At 47.7% G+C, this 18,232-nt stretch carries 15 protein-coding genes and 1 rRNA gene (1 of these 16 cut by a window edge); 5 read left to right on the top strand and 11 right to left on the bottom strand.

What is annotated here, in order from left to right; translation table 11 throughout:
- Positions 1–121 precede the first annotated feature (121 nt).
- The 5 genes from FO446_RS04565 to FO446_RS04545 all read right to left on the bottom strand — a co-directional run bounded on the left by FO446_RS04565 (position 122) and on the right by FO446_RS04545 (position 6,100).
- Positions 122–1,096: a hypothetical protein gene (locus FO446_RS04565; RefSeq protein ID WP_237900006.1), complete on the bottom strand. Its 975-nt coding sequence runs from the start codon at positions 1,094–1,096 to the stop codon at positions 122–124.
- Complete coding sequence (locus FO446_RS04560; protein WP_173611230.1) at positions 1,077–1,649, bottom strand: RNA polymerase sigma factor; 573 nt, start codon at positions 1,647–1,649, stop codon at positions 1,077–1,079. Before FO446_RS04560 ends, FO446_RS04565 begins: the two co-directional genes overlap by 20 nt.
- Before the next feature lie 237 nt (positions 1,650–1,886).
- Complete coding sequence (locus FO446_RS04555; RefSeq protein WP_232774764.1) at positions 1,887–2,213, bottom strand: DUF1904 family protein; 327 nt, start codon at positions 2,211–2,213, stop codon at positions 1,887–1,889.
- 73 nt (positions 2,214–2,286) lie between these two features.
- Complete coding sequence (locus tag FO446_RS04550; protein WP_232774763.1) at positions 2,287–4,344, bottom strand: ABC transporter ATP-binding protein; 2,058 nt, start codon at positions 4,342–4,344, stop codon at positions 2,287–2,289.
- Between the two features lie 4 nt (positions 4,345–4,348).
- Positions 4,349–6,100: an ABC transporter ATP-binding protein gene (locus FO446_RS04545; RefSeq protein ID WP_232774762.1), complete on the bottom strand. Its 1,752-nt coding sequence runs from the start codon at positions 6,098–6,100 to the stop codon at positions 4,349–4,351.
- A gap of 396 nt (positions 6,101–6,496) precedes the next feature.
- Here FO446_RS04545 and FO446_RS04540 point away from each other — a divergent pair, with 396 nt between their 5' ends.
- Positions 6,497–7,855, top strand: a complete 1,359-nt coding sequence (locus tag FO446_RS04540) for a TrkH family potassium uptake protein (protein ID WP_232774761.1) — start codon at positions 6,497–6,499, stop codon at positions 7,853–7,855.
- A gap of 99 nt (positions 7,856–7,954) precedes the next feature.
- On the opposite strand, the gene FO446_RS04535 is transcribed toward FO446_RS04540, so the two are convergent.
- Both FO446_RS04535 and FO446_RS04530 read right to left on the bottom strand, forming a co-directional pair.
- Positions 7,955–9,367 (bottom strand): YfcC family protein, encoded by a 1,413-nt coding sequence (locus tag FO446_RS04535; RefSeq protein ID WP_221868362.1) that lies wholly within the window; start codon positions 9,365–9,367, stop codon positions 7,955–7,957.
- 30 nt (positions 9,368–9,397) lie between these two features.
- Positions 9,398–10,531, bottom strand: coding sequence for a M20 peptidase aminoacylase family protein (locus FO446_RS04530; protein WP_237900005.1), 1,134 nt, complete (start codon positions 10,529–10,531; stop codon positions 9,398–9,400).
- Positions 10,532–10,748: 217 nt separating this feature from the next.
- On the opposite strand from FO446_RS04530, the gene FO446_RS04525 reads away from it, so the two are divergent.
- Positions 10,749–12,845 (top strand): sigma-54 interaction domain-containing protein, encoded by a 2,097-nt coding sequence (locus FO446_RS04525; RefSeq protein ID WP_221868364.1) that lies wholly within the window; start codon positions 10,749–10,751, stop codon positions 12,843–12,845.
- A gap of 324 nt (positions 12,846–13,169) precedes the next feature.
- Here the strand turns inward: FO446_RS04525 and FO446_RS04520 are convergent, their stop codons facing one another.
- From FO446_RS04520 to FO446_RS04510, 3 genes are all read right to left on the bottom strand, one after another.
- Entirely contained in the window at positions 13,170–13,664 is a 495-nt protein-coding gene (locus FO446_RS04520; RefSeq protein WP_221868365.1) for a GNAT family N-acetyltransferase, read from the bottom strand.
- A gap of 106 nt (positions 13,665–13,770) precedes the next feature.
- Positions 13,771–14,640, bottom strand: a complete 870-nt coding sequence (locus tag FO446_RS04515) for an AraC family transcriptional regulator (protein WP_237900004.1) — start codon at positions 14,638–14,640, stop codon at positions 13,771–13,773.
- A gap of 83 nt (positions 14,641–14,723) precedes the next feature.
- The gene (locus tag FO446_RS04510) at positions 14,724–15,707 is read right to left on the bottom strand and encodes a LacI family DNA-binding transcriptional regulator (RefSeq protein WP_221868367.1); all 984 of its coding nucleotides are present in this window, start codon (positions 15,705–15,707) and stop codon (positions 14,724–14,726) included.
- Between the two features lie 121 nt (positions 15,708–15,828).
- Here FO446_RS04510 and FO446_RS04505 point away from each other — a divergent pair, with 121 nt between their 5' ends.
- From FO446_RS04505 to FO446_RS04495, 3 genes are all read left to right on the top strand, one after another.
- Positions 15,829–16,458 (top strand): YczE/YyaS/YitT family protein, encoded by a 630-nt coding sequence (locus FO446_RS04505; protein WP_173611219.1) that lies wholly within the window; start codon positions 15,829–15,831, stop codon positions 16,456–16,458.
- A 13-nt stretch (positions 16,459–16,471) separates the two neighbouring features.
- A complete protein-coding gene (locus FO446_RS04500; protein ID WP_237900003.1) occupies positions 16,472–17,197 on the top strand; it encodes a hypothetical protein in 726 nt (241 codons plus the stop codon).
- A gap of 130 nt (positions 17,198–17,327) precedes the next feature.
- Positions 17,328–18,014 (top strand): class I SAM-dependent methyltransferase, encoded by a 687-nt coding sequence (locus tag FO446_RS04495; RefSeq protein ID WP_237900002.1) that lies wholly within the window; start codon positions 17,328–17,330, stop codon positions 18,012–18,014.
- A 114-nt stretch (positions 18,015–18,128) separates the two neighbouring features.
- Here the strand turns inward: FO446_RS04495 and FO446_RS04490 are convergent.
- Positions 18,129–18,232 (bottom strand): 23S ribosomal RNA (locus FO446_RS04490) (it continues 2,825 nt past the right edge of the window).

Here is an 18,232-nt window from a genome sequence, read left to right as displayed (position 1 = left end):
CAAGCCAAACTGTGCTTTGTGGTACTCCTCTTTTAGGAATATGGTTATTTCGTATCGTTGATCTGCTCGGTGTTTTGATCAACTCGTCTTTGGATGCCACTTTCTCTGAAGGAATTTCTCATTATTTTGCTTGATTGATTTGTTCCGCCATTTTCAGCAGCTCTACTTTCGTACTTACACTCATCTTGGCTCTCAAGCTATAGTTAATCTTTGTCCCATTTTTCACCCAATCCAAAGAGTGAACGGTGTCCCCATTTTCAGGTACGAAAGTGGAGTACACGGCTTCATTGTCGTCAATCATGACTTTCTCCAAATTCTCCGCAAGTGTACCTCCACTTTTATTGTTGTCACCCAGGATGGAGACTTCTAAGAAAGCACTTCCTTTTTGGCCCTTGTACTCAATCTCTGCATCACGAAGCTTGTCTGATAATGGAATTGGTTGTACCACGTATTCTTTTTTCGTTCTTTCTTGTTCCTCTTTCATCGCTTTCTCATCATACTTGTCACTTGGAAGATAGATCGCTTCACCTGCTACAAACTTGAAATCCATCCCCAGCTCTGCCGGTACCTTGAACAGATGGCCAACCTTTTGTTCCATGTTCTTCCACGTTGTATAGGTAAAAGGCTTGGATCGAACATCTACGAACGGAGTACTGTTTGGATTTGATTCCAACTGAAGTTTTGTCAGCGGCCAATAAATGGCAACCGCTTCGCCAGGTTTTAATCCATTGACGATTTGTTCCCCCGTATCCAACTGTTTAAAAATCTCTGCATTTCGATTCTTGATCTGATCCTTTATGTCAGGGGGGAGCTGTTGCATCTTTTGTTGCTGTTCTTCCATACTCATTTGTTTAAGCTTTAGCACTACTTCGCCCTTCTCATTTTTCAATTGAATCATTTCTACTCCTGCCCATACAGAAGACGCTCCGACGAGCATACCTACAGTGACTAGCAAACCTATTTTCTTTTTCACGACTTTCTCCTCCTTGTTTTCCTTGGCGCGAATTGCTGCCATGACTTTATGTTTGACATCGACTTTCGGGACTGGCTTCGCTCTCAGCATGTCTTGCATGCGATTAAACGGATTTTTGTCCATTAGCGGCCACCCCTTCCATCGTTGGCAAATAACGTTTGCACTTTTTCAAAACGCGTTCGAATTGCTTGCGCAGAGCCGCAGGATTTTTGTCCATCAGCTCCGATATTTCCTCGTACTCTCTTTCCTCTAGCACACGCAGGAAAATGAGTGTTCGTTCTTCAGCGGACAGCCGTTTCCAAATACGCTCGATCGGCTCTCCGAGATAATTGCTGTCGATGCTCTCCTCGACATAATTGCGTCCATCCTGATCACGGTTGTACAAAAAGGGCAACACGCGACTTAATTTCCTGCGCTTTAGTACATTCGCACAATGGTTGTAAGCGATCCGGTACAGCCATGCAGAAAATGACAGCGAGTACGTATACTGGTCAAGATGCTCGTAGGCACGAAACAGAACTTCCTGGACAGCGTCTTCCGCATCTTGGCGATGACCGAGCATGTGATAGCAGTATGTAAAGATCGGTTGTTGATAGTGATCGATGATGAGTTCGTATTGCTCAAGAGAACCCGCTTTTATTTCGATCAGCAGGCGCTCTATCTCTGTTTTTTCCACGGTTTGCCCTCCTCTCACTATGAATAACAACTGGCATCTTTTGTTTGTGACACCTATTTTAGAAATTTTTGGTTCTGCTAATAAAATGAAAAGGGTGTTCCACCCGTCTCGTACGAAGAACCTCGTACTACAGGAAGGAACACCCTTATTCCATGCTTGCATTCATTTGTTTGTCTATACTTTTGTCGAATGTCTTTATTCTTTCCCGGGAAATCGACAGCACCTGTCGGCTGCTCTTTAGAAATGCTCTCCGTTGGCGTAATAGCTTTCTTTTTGATAAGCGACAAATGCCATTTCCACTTCTAGGATGCCAAGAGATAAGACATGCTTCGTTACAATTTGGGCAAACTGGTCACGAATTTCTTGTCCCCGCTCAAACCATGCTACTTCAATAAAAGGAAACGACTCCACGATCTTCCCGCCAAAAACGCCTGTTGTATGCAAGCATTCGATTGTGAAATTGTCTGTACCGCATTGGCAGAGTGCAGCAAGCTCCACTGCAAGCGGTTCGCTAATCGTAGCCATTTGTTCAGCTTGAATGCCTCGAACGATAAGATGTGGCATGATGATCCCTCCTGAAAAGTCCATACTTCTATGCTCTATCTTACCGTTCAAGAAGCGAAAAGAGTAGAAAAAACTAGGTAAGAGCTGCGGCGCTCCCGTGCTTACCTACTGCCTCTTGCACCCGCACTTCTTTGTTCCCTTGCTGCAATTGATACATCTGATAGTACCTGCCTTGCTTCTCCATCAAGTCTTCATGCTTTCCTCGCTCTACAATTCTGCCTCGATCCAGTACGAGAATTTGATCTGCATTTTTGATCGTAGACAGGCGATGAGCAATGATGAAGGTCGTTCTCCCTTTTTTCAACACTTCAAGTGCATTTTGAATAATGCCCTCTGTTTCCGTGTCAATGCTGGCAGTCGCTTCATCCAGAATAAGGATAGCCGGGTCAAACGCGAGAGCACGCGCAAACGAAATCAACTGACGCTGTCCGAGTGAAAGCGTGCTGCCCTTCTCGATAACAGGTTCATCGAATCCTTGCGGAAGACTGCGGAACAGTTGGTCTGCCCCTACATCACACAAGGCCTTCTCCACTTTTTCCGGCGAAATCGACGGATCATCCAGACTCACATTGGAACGAATTGTTCCTGTAAACAAAAACGGGTCCTGCAAAACAATAGCCATATGCTGCCGAAGCTGCTGTTTGGAAAACGACTGGACATTGCGCCCATCAATCATAATCGCTCCTCTGTTAACATCATAGAAGCGGAGTAACAGATTGATAATCGAGCTTTTTCCCGAGCCTGTGTGACCAACCAGTGCCACTGTCTCTCCTGGCCAAGCTTCGAATGAAATGTTTTTCAACACATATTGGTCGTCTTTGTAGGCAAAAGAAACATCGTCAAAACGGACATTCCCCTGATAGCACGGAACCTTTACAGGATCAACGTCAACGCCTTCTTCATCCAGCAGTTCAAAAACACGTGATGCCGCAACGAGAGATTGCTCCAGGTTCGCCAGTTGGTTGACGATTTGTGTCATCGGCTGGAACAAGCGGTTGAGATAATCGACGAATGCGTAGAGGACACCAAGCGAGAGCAGTGTACCTATACCGAGGGACGCTCCGCCGAAATACCAGATGAACAACACAAACGCGATATTGCGGATGAACTGAACCAGGTTAAACGAAGCGGTCGCATTGAGCCGTAGCATTTTATTTTGATAGGTGAACAGTTCTTCGTTTAGTTCGCCGAATTCCCGCATCGTTTCCTTTTCTCTGCGAAATGCCTGAATGATCGGCATCCCTTGGATCGACTCATTGATCATTCCGTTGATGTCACTGATGCGTGCCCGTATGACATGGTTGAATGCAGAGGCGTACTTGCGGTACAAGTAAATCCACACGACCATGATTGGCAAAATGACCAGACAAACGAGCGCGAGCCGTACATCAAGCAAGAACAGGGCTGCGAAAATACCGACTAAATAAATCCCGCTCGTAATAAAGTTGCCGAGCACATTCGTAAACAGCTCACGGATTGCCTCCGTATCGTTTGTGACACGAGCAACCACCTTCCCGGCAGGGAGATGATCGAAATATTGAATCGGTAATCGTTGAATATGCGCGAACACGTCAATACGAAGTCTCTCGATGACCTGATTCGCTGATTTTTGCCATAAAAATTTTTGTCCATAATGGAAAAGTGAGGCAACTACCAATAATCCGAAATAGAGAGCTGCCAGTGTGAGCAATCCGCTTGTCTCTGGCCGAAAAAATTCGAATATCTCCTGATTGCTTAAGAGAGTGGCCTGGTACTCCGCTCGATCCGCACCTTTGACAATGACGAGCTTCCCATCCTCAATGGAGCGCTGCCCATCATACGAAATCGCCTGATTCAAGAAATAATAGTCGCGTCCTACTTGTAAAACACGAACTTCCCCACCTGTGCTCTCCCCTGCTGCCAAGTGGTCCTGTCTCGTGTAGTACTTCCCTTTGTATAACACGGAATCCTCGCGCTGTGCCGTCTCATACCACGGGAATTCAATGCCCATGATGTGCGTATCGATCATTTTTTTTGCCAAAAACGGTCCCGTCAGTTCTGCCCCAACCGAGATGGACAGCATCAATATCGCCAGAAGGATCGTCTTTTTAAAAATGGATGCATAATGGACTAGCCTTTTCCCTGTCGTCATTCATTCACCCGCTTTCTGTCAGCGTCGCTTCAATCTGCTGTTTCTCGAATTGTTCTTTATACCAACCGCCCAGCTCCACTAGCTGTGCATGTGTACCTTCCTCGACGATTCGCCCTTCGTCCATGACGAGAATCCAATCTGCATGCTGGACGGCCGATAAGCGATGTGTGGTGATCAGTGTTGTTTTACCTGCACGCTCCCGGCGAATATTGGCGATCATCTCCGCTTCGGTTTTTCCATCCACGGCTGACATGGCATCATCGAGAATCAAGATCTCCGGATTGACCAAAAGAGCCCGGGCAATCGAGACCCGCTGTTTTTGCCCGCCAGAAAGGGCTACGCCTTTTTCACCAACGAGCGTTTGCAAGCCTTCAGGCAGTAGTTGCACATCCCTAGCAAACGCTGCCTGCTTCAATACTTCCTGTAATTGTTCTTCTGTTGCCTCGTTGTTCCCGAACAGGATGTTTTCGCGGACTGTCTTCGAGAACAGAATCTGCTCCTGCGGTACATAGCCGATCCAACTCTTGATGTTATCCAGGCTGATCTGTTCTAGCGCCTCTCCCGAAACACTGATAGCTCCCCGTCCTACCGGAAATTCGCGAAGCAACTGTCGCACCAGCGTGGATTTCCCGCTTCCCGTACGCCCGACGATTCCTAGCGTTTGCCCCCGACCAAGGGTAAAGGAGACATCCACTAGTTGGTCAACCTGCGCAGATGGATAGCGGAATGTCACGGAGTCAAATCGAATGACTTCTGGTACTGCAATATGAACCGGTCTGTCGTGATCCGTCACATCGGCTTCGTAAGCCAAGGTTTCATTGACCCGATCCAGCGAGGCACTTCCTCTTTGCATTACATTGATCAATTCGCCAATCGCAAACATCGGCCAAATGAGCATCCCGAGATAGACGTTAAACGAGACCAGCTCTCCCAAGGTCAGTTCTCTTTGAAACACAAGATAGCCACCGTAGATCAAGCCGATCATATAACTGATCCCAACCAATATTTTGACGGTCGGCTCAATCAACGAATCGATTCTCGCTACATCGATATTTTTTTGATACACTTCATGTGTTTTTTGACGAAAGCGCTCCTGATCCGCCATTTCCTGTACGTAAGCTCGAATCACACGAACACCAGAGACAGATTCCAGTACGCGATCGTTTAGCTCGCCAAACGAGGATTGTGCGGTTGAAAATCGCTCGTGAATTTTTTTCCCATACTGCTTGATGATATAGGCCATGAACGGCAATGGAAGGATCGCCGCTAAGGTCAGCTTCCAACTGATCAAAAAGCCCATTGTCAGCACGATTGCCCCTGTAAAAGATAGCGAATCCACCATCGTCAAAATCCCGAAGCCTGTCGTCATTGAGACAGCCTTGAGGTCATTTGTCGCTCGCGCCATCAGATCACCGGTACGATTGCGCTGATAAAACGTTGGCGTCATCCGCAAAAAATGCGTCATAAGCTTCGAACGCAACGTCCGTTCCGCCAGAAACGCTCCCCCGAACAGCTGGCGAATCCAGATAAAATTGACCCAATAAATCGCGACAGACAATACGCCGAAAAACAGCAAAATGGATACCAGCCGCTCTCCAGTTAGCGTCCCCAGGTGAATCTCATCAATAGCCACCCCGATGATTTTTGGAGGGATAATCTCCAGTAGGCCGCCTAGAATCAATAGCAGAATAGCGACCGTATAACGTTTCCAATGCTCCTTGAAAAACCAATCAAGCTTTGCCAAAACCGAGAACATCTTTTGTTTCTCCCCTCTCTTTAGCTGGCTGGGTGCCTTTTTTAGGGACAAAAAAGACACATCGCCCGTGAGCAACATGCCTTTTCCTCAACAAAAATAGAAAAGGCGCAGGCTACAAAAGGTAACCTACGCCATGTTAACGAGATCAAAAAAACGATACTACGCTCGTATCAATGGTGGGGTTACGTCATGTATGCCCTTGTATGGATGACCCATGCGTACAATTCTTTTCATGACTAGCCCACCTTTCCATTAATATTTTGAATTTCCAATAAATACTTCTGAACTTTACCATTATTGCGGATACATTGTCAACTGATCTTTTCCGTGCTTTTGCTTCCCTTCATTTATTTGGTATGATAATCCTCATGAAGCTTATTCAGGAGGCCATTTATTTTGTTATCATCCAATCAAAAGCGTCGATTGACATCTGTTCAAATCATCGTGTTCGCCTACGTTGGGCTCATTCTGATCTCAGCGTTTCTTCTGTCATTGCCGTTTTTTCACTTGCCGGGAGCCTCTCTTTCTTTTATTGACTCTTTGTTTACCGCGGCGAGTGCCATCAGCGTTACCGGGCTGACTGTCATTACGATTCATGAGGTTTTCAACCAGTGGGGGATTCTCTTTCTTACGTTGCTCTTCCAGGTTGGTGGGGTCGGAATCATGACACTGGGAACGTTCATTTGGATCCTCATGGGCCAAAAAATCGGTCTGGAACAGCGCATCTGGATCGCGACGGACCACAACCGCTCCACATTGTCCGGTCTGGTCGACCTGATGCGCAATATTCTCGTGATTGCACTCTTGATCGAGCTAGCGGGAACCATCCTGTTAGGCAGTCATTTTATTTACGCCGGCTACTACGACGACTGGTACACCGCGTTCTACCACGGTTACTTTGCCTCTGTCAGTGCTTTTACGAATGCCGGGTTTGACCTGCACGGAAACTCCATGCTCGACTTTACCCACGATTATGTGTTTCAGACTATCGTGATGATCTTGATTATTTGTGGAGCGATCGGGTTTCCCGTCCTCGTGGAACTGAGAACGTACTTTTCCTATCGCCGTGCAAAAGTGCGTTTCACCTTTTCGCTCTTCACCAAGATTACGACACTGACGTTCTTTTCCTTGATCGCCATTGGTGCCCTGCTCATTTTCGTTTTTGAACGAAATCAGTTTTTGGCCGATAAGACCTGGCATGAAATGTTGTTCTATTCGTTGTTTCACTCCGTCTCTTCGCGAAGCGGCGGCTTGGCTACGATGGATATCAGCCTCTTGTCGACCACAACACTCATCATGCTCTCCGGGATGATGTTCATTGGCGCCTCGCCGAGCAGCGTGGGCGGTGGGATACGCACCACGACGTTCTTCGTCCTGATTGCCTCGGTTTTTGCCAACATGCGTGGCTACAAGGAAGTAAAGGTGTTCGGAAGAGAACTCGTTGATGAGGACATTCAGCGCTCCTTCACTGTCTTTTTCATCGCGATCATCCTGGTGTTCACAGCGGTCATGCTACTCGTCTGGCTGGAGGATTTACCTTTCCAGCACGTCTTGTTCGAGGTCTGCTCTGCATTCGGTACGACCGGATTGTCTACCGGGATAACGGCTCAGATGGGCATAGGCGGCAAGCTCATTCTGATTATTACGATGATGATCGGACGTATCGGGATTATCAATTTGCTCCTCTTCTTGAAGCGCAATGACCGAATCGTACGCTACCATTATCCGAAAGAACGCATTATCATTGGTCAATAGAGAAAAGGAAATCCCCCAAAGCTAGTAGCCGTTGGGGGATTTTTTTCTAGCATCAGAAAGCTGGCAGAGGACAGGTCTTTCTTGTCATCGAATGTTGGATTAATACGGGCCCCAGTTAATCAGGACCCCGATCACGATAAATACGATGGAGAGGACTGTCCATACCGCTGTGAGTGGAAGCATGAACTTCAGCCACTTGCCGTAAGAAATGCCACTCATCGCCAAAATACTCATCAGAACACCTGAGGTCGGGTTAATGCAGTTGACCACACCTTCTCCGAGCATCAGTGCCTCGACTGCTACCTGGCGCGTAATGCCCATCAGGTCAGCCAATGGTGCCAACAACGGCATCAACATAACGGCTTCACCTGAACCGGACGAAATCAAGAAGTGCAGCCCGGCGCTTCCGAGGAACATCCCAATTGCCCCAGCCATCGGGGAAAGCGGCTCCAGAACGGTAGCAAGCCCGTACACGATGGTATCGAGGAACTTCCCATCTTCCAAAATGACCGTGACCGCACGTGCCATACCGACAATCAAAGCCCCATAAATCAGCCCTTGACAGCCTTTTAAGAACGTTTTGGCGATATCGTTGCCACTCATCTTGTTGAGCAAGCCTACCCCGATCGCAATAAAAATAAAGATTCCGGACATCTCGTTTACGTCCCATTTGAACAAGATCGTGCAGACGATAAAACCAATCAGAACGATCCCCGTAAACGCAAGGATCAATTTGTGACGAGTAGTAAAATCAACATTTTTCGTGTCTACTTCCATCGTGGTTGAACCACTATCGGAAGGAAAGAGCTCACCCTCCAAGATACTGTTGTTTTGACGAACCTTACGCGCGTAACGCCCGATGTACAGGATGGTAACGGTCACAAACGTAACATAAATGATGGTGCGGTATCCGATACCCGAAAACAGCGGCAGCTCCGCAATTTCTTGGGACAAGCCCAGTGTTCCCGGAAAAGCGATTGTCGTATTAAATCCGGCATACACCCCCAGATAAATCAGAGCCACACCGAAGATTGCATCCATTTTCATCGCTCTCGCAATCATGATGCCGAGTGGAACGAAGGCAATGACGGAGTTGACGATCACACCCAACGTACCCAGTACGGAAAAGACGGAAGTGATCAAAATAACCAGCAGCCACTCTCTATTTCCCAGTTTTCGGACCATAGTCAAAATCGCTGCGTTGAGTGCACCTGTCTTATCCAAAACAGCTAAAGCACCGCCTGTGAACAAAACGAGGAAGATGATCGGCGCCCCTTTGACCATCCCTGTCTGGATCGCGGTAAAAAACTCGATAAAACCCGTAGGATTTGGCTCCACCGCATGATAGCTACCCGGTACAACCGTGGTAACATTGCCGTTTTTTACACGCTCAAATTCTCCAGTCGGGACCACATAGGTAGCCAACGCACATAGGAGTAAAATGCAAAACAAAAGGACGTAGGCGTCTAGCCGAAGTAAGCTTTTCTTTTTTAGTTGCTTGCTCTCTGTCATAAGGTAACCCCCTGCGTGTGTAGCGCTTCTCTAAGAATGTTGGGCTGCTTCATAAATCGCAGCTGTCATGATTTTTGCCCCATAAATCAAGGCATCCGTCTGAAAAGTCATCTGTGGATGATGCAGAACAGGTGTGAGCCCACACCCCAGACCAATCATCGTGGTAGCCAGCTCAGGGCGGTGGATCGCGTAAAAATGGAAGTCCTCTCCGCCTGGCGTCACACATATATCGGCAACTTTGTCCTCACCCAGCACTTGCCCAATTGCCTTTTGCGCTACTTGGATCATGCTCGCATTGGCGACCGCAGCGGGTGTGACTCCCGACCATTCCCACTCGACATCCATGCCCATCAAAGCCCCTGTCTGACTCATGGCATGCTCGGTTTTTCTTCGCAATTCGGCCATGCCTTCATTGGACTGTGCACGTACATCGAGGCTAAAGGTCGCTCGATCAGGGATGACATTCACCGTTTCTCCCCCTGCTTGCAATTGAGTCATCTTCACGGAAAAAGAGCATCCGTCTTCCAAACGAATGTTTTGCAACGCCTGAACCAAAAACGAAGCGGCTTCGATGACATTTTTTCCGAGCGCCGGACGTGCTCCGTGAGCTTGTAGACCTGTAATCGTCCCCCTGATGGAGCTAGACGATCCATGCAAAATCGCTGGAGCAGCGCTGCCATACGGGACTTCCATTTCCGGGCGCAGATGGACGCCGATCAGCTTTGTCACGCCTTCGAGGGCACCATCCTTCATCATCTGCAAGGCTCCGCCCATCTTCTCCTCAGCAGGCTGGAATAGAAAGCGCATCGTTTTCGGCGGCACCACCCCGCTTGCTTGAATAGCCAGGGCACTGTAGAGAGCAAGTGTCGAGTGAGCATCGTGTCCGCATGAGTGATTCGGTCTCACCACGCCGTCCACTTCCTGCACAAGTGCATCCATATCCGCGCGCAATGCCACGATTTCAGCACTCTCTCCAGGAATCTCCGCATAAAAGCCGTGGTGCCCCTCGAAGCCTGTGACGGCAATACCGGCCGCCCCCATGCGTTCCCGCAAATATCTCGCCGTTTTCTCCTCGTGCCAGCTCGGCTCCGCCAATTGATGCAAATCTTTGTATGTTCGCACTATTTCGTCGCGATGCTCGTCCATGTATAAGAACGGATTCATCCGATTCATCATCCTCCCTGATGTCTATCTCTAGTATCTGGTTTGCTCTACCGAATGTATAGCAAGATTTGTGCCAAAACCATATTGTTATAAAAGTTAAGCATTTCTGAACAATTAAGGATTTTTAGGTTATAATATAGGTTGTTTTTACGGATATCTGATCCAATATTTTCACCCAAATCTAAAAGCTTTTCGGCAGATATAAAGGAGTCGCATCATGATAAAACAGAAACCATGCATCTTGTTGATGACCAGGCTGGAGACGATCAGCTTGCTGTTTGCAAACACGCTCACGTCTTTTTTCGGAAACCGCTTGGCCATCATTCGAAACCACATGCAAGAACGGCTTCACCCGAGTGTGTACGATGAAGTTGATCTCATCCTTGTTTCTGATACCAGTCTTTTGCAAGATCAGCCAGTTCCTCAACCAGACATCCCCGTGCTGCTAGCAAGGCGTACGATTGACATTAACAAATTGGATCAACTCATGGACTTGCCGCCAGGAACGCGCTGTCTATTTGTTTCCAACTCTATCGAAATGGTAGAAGGCGCGATCGAGCTACTGTTTCATCTCGGATTCTCTCATCTGACATTTGTACCCTACGTACCCGATACCGAGACTCCGCTCCCTGAAAAAGACCAAATAGATGTCGCTGTCTGTCATGGGCTCAGGGAGCTGATTCCTGCTCATTTCGAAAACGTCATTGAGTTGGGGCACCGCCCTTTGGATTTGACGACGATCTTTGATATTTCGCGCCTGCTTGATCTGTCTCCAGATAAGGCAAACCTGTACACGGCTGACTTCATCAGTGATTTCGTCCATATCGGGCGCAAGCTGACCAACTCGGTACACAATGAACGGAAGCTGAATGAAAAGCTGAGCTCCATTTTAAATGCCGTTCATGAAGGCATTATTGGTACAGATGCCGCAGGGAATATCACTGTGCTGAACAAGGAAGCCGAGAAAATTTTGCATATGACTGAAGCAACTTGCATCGGGCGAAATGTAGCAGAAGTCATTCCTGAATTTCTTATTCTGGAAGTAGTCGAGTCACACACGGAAGTAACGAAGCAAGTATTGGAATACCGCGATTTGTACCTCTTGGTTACCAAGATTCCCACGTTCTTGGATGATCAGTTTCTTGGCGCTGTCATTACCTTTCAGGACGTGACGAAGGTACAGCAGATCGAACAGGAAATACGGACGAAGAGTGCCAATCTCGGACTAATGACCAAGTACTCGTTTGACAATATCATCGGCAAAAGCCCGTCTATTCAGGCCAACAAGCGAGTCGCGACCAAGCTTGCCGAAAGTGACTTTACGATTCTCATTACAGGGGAAAACGGAACCGGGAAAGAAGTTTTTGCCCAAGCCATCCATCAACACTCGACGCGCCGTGACGGTCCGTTCGTCCCCGTCAATTTTGCAGGGCTGACCGAGAGCTTGGTAGAGAGCGAATTGTTCGGGTACGAGGAGGGTTCTTTTACAGGGGCACGAAAAGGCGGAAAGATGGGGCTATTCGAGCTGGCTCACAACGGAACCATTTTTCTGGACGAGATTGGGGATGCCCCGCTTAGCATTCAGGCGTCATTGCTTCGCGTTCTCCAGGAAAAGCAGGTCATGCGCGTAGGGGGCTATCGCGTCATTCCAGTCAATGTCCGCGTCATCGCGGCTACGAATTGCAACTTGATGGAAATGGTCAAAAAAGGGACATTTCGCGAGGATTTGTACTACAGACTGAACGTTCTGCCTCTGCACATCCAGCCCCTGCGTGATCGTCCCGATGATATTTTGGTGCTGATCGATTATTTCTTGCAGAAAAAAAAGCAGCGTCTGTCCTTCTCACGAGAAGTGACGGAACAGCTACTCCGTTACGATTGGCCAGGCAATATTCGCGAGCTGGAAAATTTCATTCACTATGCAGTCGTCATCGCAGAGGGGAATCAGGTGGAGCTGTCTCATTTGCCAGAGCGTTTTTTTGCGGGACATGTCTCTACTCAGCCACTTCTCTCTCACCGGGATGATAAGTTGGAAGATACAATCCGGTATTTATCCAGGCAAGGCTCCTTGGTAGACTACGCGGCGATCCTGCAAGTACTGTCCGATTGCTATCAGCGTCAGGAACGGATTGGACGCAGTGCCCTGCTCGCGAGAATGGAGGGTCCCTCCATGACTGAAGCCCAAATCAGACACAAGCTGACCGTTCTGGATCGAGCTGGATGCGTCTCGATTGGGGTTAAGAAGCAAGGGACGCAGATTACTGCGTTTGGGCAGCAGGTGTTAGCTGCTTTGCTGATTGCTACGAAGCGGTAATTATTGTTGTCTTCCAACAGATGTGGAGCCCGAAGCCCCGTAGGAAGAAGTGCATTTCCAGTCCAAGCGCCTCTGGAGCCCTACCCAGCGTAGAAATGAATAGAGGGGAATTTCAGCTTCACTTATGAGATACTTCCTCGAAACTTCAACGTTTGAAGCGCTCCCGCTATTCATTTCGGAGCGGCCAGTCAATCCCCTTTGCGGGGCGTAGGCCGAAGCGCAGACTGGAAATGCACTTCTTCCCTCCACTACGGCATCGATACAGCATATGAAAAACAAAAAAGCGGCAAGTTTTTAGCTCCTCCGCTTTTTTCATGAATCCATCTAAGTAGTCACAATGGACGTCTCTATTTTTTCTGGTTGAATCATAGGCAAAATAGGCAGCTCCATCAAATTCCGATGCTTGCCCGGCCCGTAGTAATTCTGCTCAGCATGAGCCAGACGGAAGCCATAGGCAGACAGCGCACGAATAGAGGATGCATTCGTTTCACTCACCGTAACCTGCACGGTACGAAGTGTTGGAAACTGGCGCAGGGCTTGCAGTCTGGCTTCGATTAGCCGCTTGCCGATGCCTTGCCCTTGGAACTCCTTGCTCACATTGCTGAACAGAAGCCAGCCAGTCGTCTGATACATATCAATTCCGGCACAGCTAAAACCGATGAGCTGGCCGTTGTATGTCGCCTTGAAAATCAGCTCAGGAAACAGCTCCATATACTTTTTCAGCTCATGCAAGTTCATTCGATCGGGTAATGTCATATCCGCCAACGTAATCATTTCCGCAAAATCATCTCTTACGACGCGCTCAATCCGCACTTCCACCCTACCCGCCTCCTGTACATTCGCTCTTACATTTACACTATAGCAAACAGGTATAAAGCTGGAATGGATGGCGTGTGAAGGTCATGTAAAATTCGCGAGCCAGTGGCTATTTTAGCGGAATATAGATGCTCATCTTTATCGCATCTGGGAAGCGAGAGCCCCACACATCTGTCACTTCGAAATCGGGTCCCTCGCCTCTCTCGTAATTCGAATTCGGCAACCACGTCCCGTAAATGTACCTGCGTGTGTTTTGCACAAGATCGACCTCCCCGTTCACCTTGAACTCCGCATATCTCCCCGAAGGCAGCGCAAGTGAAATGAAGCCCTCAGGCAGTTCTTCTGGAAAGCCATGCACAGCCTCTCCTACAACAAAGGAAAAGCTACCGTCATCCTCAAATTCGCAGGAGATTCCGTACGACATGTCTGCCGCCGCTTTATTGGGAATCCGCAAAAAATCTTGATTGCTGCCAAACGCTTGATAGAAGCCCGGGATGTCCGTGAAATACTTTTCCTCCTGCAAACTCGTTCGGTATCTGCGCCCAATGATTAAAATTTCATCCAATGTCGTGATCGTCGGTTTGTTCATCGTGATCTCTCCTTTGATCGTTTGGCGAAAGGCCAAGAAGTCCATCTTGGCTAGATAAGGCAGCGAATGATTTTCTTTGCGATATCTTCCAGGTGTAATCCCGAACTGCTTTTCGAAAGCGCGAGTCAATGCTTCCTGCGACTGGTATTGATAGGCCACAGCAATTTCGAGCACATTCTCACTTGTCTGTTTTAGCGCAAGTGCAGCTTCCGACAACCTGCGCTTGCGAATGTACTCCTGTACGCTGAAGCCTGAGATTGCCTGAAACAGCCGCTGAAAATGAAACGCAGAGAAATGCGCCCGTGAAGCAATATCAGTGATGTTCATTTCTTCCTGAAGATGCTCTTCAACAAAATCAATCGCGTCCTGAATCCGCTTGTACGTGTCCATCTTTGACTTCCTTCACCTATTTTTTCTTTATTATGCGGGAGATCCCGAGCGTTTTTTTGATCAACTGTGCTATCTTTCTGGCTTTACGTCGTCAGCCGCTCTACCAATTCGGGCGACAGTTCCTTCTCTTCCTTTTTCCCATCCAACTGCTGTGTCCAAATCCGCTCATGGAGCATCTCAAATGCGTATTTTCCCATCGACATGCTGGAGCTGGATACAGTGGTGATCTCTAGTAATTCTCCGATTGGCTGATCATCGCAACCGACTACGGCTAAGTCTTCCGGTACGCGAATCCCCCATCTGCTGGCTTCTTTGATGATCCCTGCCGCTATATGATTGCACGATACGATCATTGCTGTCGGCCGCTCTTTTGATTGCAGCAATTTCCTCACGACATCCTTGCCGTCCTGGATCGTTAAACACTCTTCAAATGACCACTCAGGAGAGGGTGTCACGTCAATCGAATGTAGCTTTTCGTAATAGGCACGTTTGCGATGCTGACTGTTAAAGCTGTTCTTTCTGCCGATGCAATACCCGATCCGGCGATGCCCCTTCTTCATCAGATACTCCATCCCGATCAGAAACGTTTGATAGTGGTCGATATGAACACTCGAAACAGATGTGGTATCATTTGCTTCACACGTGATGATAGGTCCGTATCCTGCGTATTCATTGAGCGTTTCGCAAGAGCTGGATCTGGAACACATGATGAGCCCGTCGATTTTTTTATTTTTGAGCAAGTGTAAAACGCTGCGTTCTTGCTCGGGATTGTTATTCGTTTGGCACACCATCAGCTTGTAATGATGCTGGGCTGCTTCTGCTGCTATCCCTTCAATAATGGAGCTGTAGTATTGGTTATTGACGAGAGGCAATGTCACACCGATGACCATCGTTTTTCCGGTAGAAAGGTGCACCGCATTACTGTTTTGAACATAATTTTGTTCTTCAATAATCTTGAGAATCTCCGCGCGTTTTTTCTCATTCACGTACGGATGGTTGTTTAGCACACGGGAAACGGTTGAAACGGATACACCTGCCAATTTTGCGATTTCTCTTATGTTAGCCACTCAGATTACTCCTCGAAGTCGGATCAGTACTAATTACATACATCAAAACACATTCCGCTTGCTCTGAAAAGCGTTCCACATCTTATGCTCTCCTTATGTAGAATGAAAGGAGTCGTGTTTTGTGATTCGCTTAAAATTTGAATATCTCTTGTTTATCGTAGGCTTATTGATTTTGGCGCTCGGGATCAACATGATGACGACCATTACATCCTTTGGTCTTAGCCCGTATGATTCTCTGTTTATTGCCCTGTATCAAAACTTCGGGATATCGATTGGCTTCTGGATGTTTGCCATTAACCTGACCTTTGTCATCATCGTCCTTTTCATGGATCGCAGTTATATTTCTGTCGGTGCCATTTTGGTCATGGTGCTGATCTCCGTCTTTGTCGATTTGATTGGGTCCATCGATGGGCTCATGGCTGCTATCCGTTCATTGCCGCCGCTTCTGACCATGGCACTCGGAAACATTTGCATCGGCAGCGGTATCGGGTTGTATGTGTGTACACAAGTGTGCACTGCTCCCCAAGAGGCATTTGTACTGGTTATGTCGAAAAGATTAAAGTGGACATTCAGACGGACAGAAATTTTGCTGGCGTGCATGTTTCTTAGCGCAAGCTTCCTGTTAGATGGCCCGATTTATTACGGAACAGTCGTGCTGTCGTTTACGACTGGCTACATTATTCAAGCAGCAATCAACGTCGGGAATAAAATGCTTCGTCTCGTCAATCAAACGAAGGGGGCGGAGGCGTAATAGGAGGAAAGCCTTGAGAAATTTTCGACCAAAAGCTGTGTGTTCGCTTGCAGTGAGCCTGTTTCTATTGCTTGGCGGTTGCTCCTCTTCCACTGGTCTCGTAAAAGCTGGCGGAGATGTTTTTGCCCAGAGCGAAATTCACAGACTGACCCAAGATCCTGAAAACGTGAAGCATTACCAGCCGATGAGTATTCAGGAAATAACACCGCTATTGCCTTCGTCTCTCCAAAGCCGCATCAAGCAACTGGATAAAACGAAGCTGCCTTTTCCTGTCGAAAAAGAGTTGGCCTATCTCGTCTCATTCTCCTCAGGCTCCGAAAAAGAAATACGACACCAGCTACAGCTGACATACGCGCAGGATAACGAAGTCCCTCTTACGCAAGACTTCTTCATCGTACGTATGACGGAGACAGATGAAAACCCCTTGGCCCATGTGAAGCCATCTGCTTCTGGACTGGATTCGTTTGGGAACGTCATGCGCGTCGAGCCATTGACCGACGATATCACTTTCTATCATCATATCATTACGACAAACAGCTCTTATGTGTATAACTTTTACAAATATGATGATAAAAATCACGCAGTAAATCTGATCGTCACAAACGCCCATGAGATGGAGTTCTATGATCAAGGAATCTTGTATCATCTCGCGTACCACGCCGGAAGCAATCAACTGGACCCTACCCTTCATGATCAAATGGTAGCGCTGGCGAAAGATTTAATTTCTGTCCGTTCCTAAATGAAAAAGAAGGATTCCCCTGTCGCTCATAAGACTTGCAGGCGGAATCCTTTTTTCTATCTCTTGACCTTCACGTGGCGTGAGGCTTTACCATATTTTCCAGTACGATCAAGTAACTGGAGGATGAACGATGCCAAACCACGAACAAATTTACAAAACTCAAGCGGAACAGTACGATTTGATGATTTCCAGACAATCTAGTCTGCTCGCTGTCATCGAAGAAATCACCCCTATCAAAGGACAGGACGTGATCGATCTGGGAGCTGGCTCAGGTAGACTTACGTCTGTGCTTGCCCCTCATGCCAATTCCATTCTGGCTCTGGATGCTTCCGCTTCCATGCTAGAAGTGAATACACAACAGCTGACGCAAGCCGGTCTTTCCAATTGGAAAACCAGCGTAGCGGATCATCGAAATATTCCCGCGGACGATAACAGCGCGGATGTCATCGTAGCAGGGTGGACGGTCTGTTACCTCACCAGTTCTGAAGTTCCCAACAACGAGCTCAATCTTGAAAAGATCATTCTGGAGATGAAGCGCGTGCTTCGTCCTGGTGGCACGATCGTCATCATGGAGACGATGGGGACTGGATATGAAACACCTCATCCACCCGAATTTCTTACGCAGTATTATTCCTTGTTAGAAAGCAAATACGGTTTCTCTCACAAATGGATTCGCTTGGACTATCGATTTGCAAACTTGGAAGAAGCAGAACGGCTAGCAAGATTTTTCTTTGGAGATGAACTTGCGGACAAAGTCGTTGTAGAGAAGCTAGTAACTTTGCCGGAATGCGCGGGGATTTGGTGGCTGGAGGTATGATTGCAAAAAGGCCAACGGAAGCCCCACATGGAATAAAAACACACAAAAAAGCCATCCTGCTCGGATGGCTATCTCATTCCCTGAAAACTGAATACGCATGATTGCTAAGAATGTGTGGATAAGTCCTCGACCGATTAGTATTCGTCAGCTCCACGCGTTACCGCGCTTCCACACCGAACCTATCAACCTCATCGTCTATGAGGGGTCTTACCAGCTTG

Origin of the sequence: Brevibacillus brevis (assembly GCF_022026395.1) — a bacterium.
Classification (GTDB): Bacteria; Bacillota; Bacilli; order Brevibacillales; family Brevibacillaceae; genus Brevibacillus.
This window is presented reverse-complemented; position numbering and strand designations above follow the sequence as displayed.

Coding starts and splice junctions, on each gene's coding strand:
- FO446_RS04565 (WP_237900006.1), bottom strand. CDS start 1,096: ATGGACAAAAATCCGTTTAATCGCATGCAAGACATGCTGAGAGCGAAG.
- FO446_RS04555 (WP_232774764.1), bottom strand. CDS start 2,213: ATGCCACATCTTATCGTTCGAGGCATTCAAGCTGAACAAATGGCTACG.
- FO446_RS04550 (WP_232774763.1), bottom strand. CDS start 4,344: ATGACGACAGGGAAAAGGCTAGTCCATTATGCATCCATTTTTAAAAAG.
- FO446_RS04545 (WP_232774762.1), bottom strand. CDS start 6,100: ATGTTCTCGGTTTTGGCAAAGCTTGATTGGTTTTTCAAGGAGCATTGG.
- FO446_RS04535 (WP_221868362.1), bottom strand. CDS start 9,367: ATGACAGAGAGCAAGCAACTAAAAAAGAAAAGCTTACTTCGGCTAGAC.
- FO446_RS04530 (WP_237900005.1), bottom strand. CDS start 10,531: ATGAATCCGTTCTTATACATGGACGAGCATCGCGACGAAATAGTGCGA.
- FO446_RS04525 (WP_221868364.1), top strand. CDS start 10,749: ATGATAAAACAGAAACCATGCATCTTGTTGATGACCAGGCTGGAGACG.
- FO446_RS04515 (WP_237900004.1), bottom strand. CDS start 14,640: ATGGACACGTACAAGCGGATTCAGGACGCGATTGATTTTGTTGAAGAG.
- FO446_RS04495 (WP_237900002.1), top strand. CDS start 17,328: ATGCCAAACCACGAACAAATTTACAAAACTCAAGCGGAACAGTACGAT.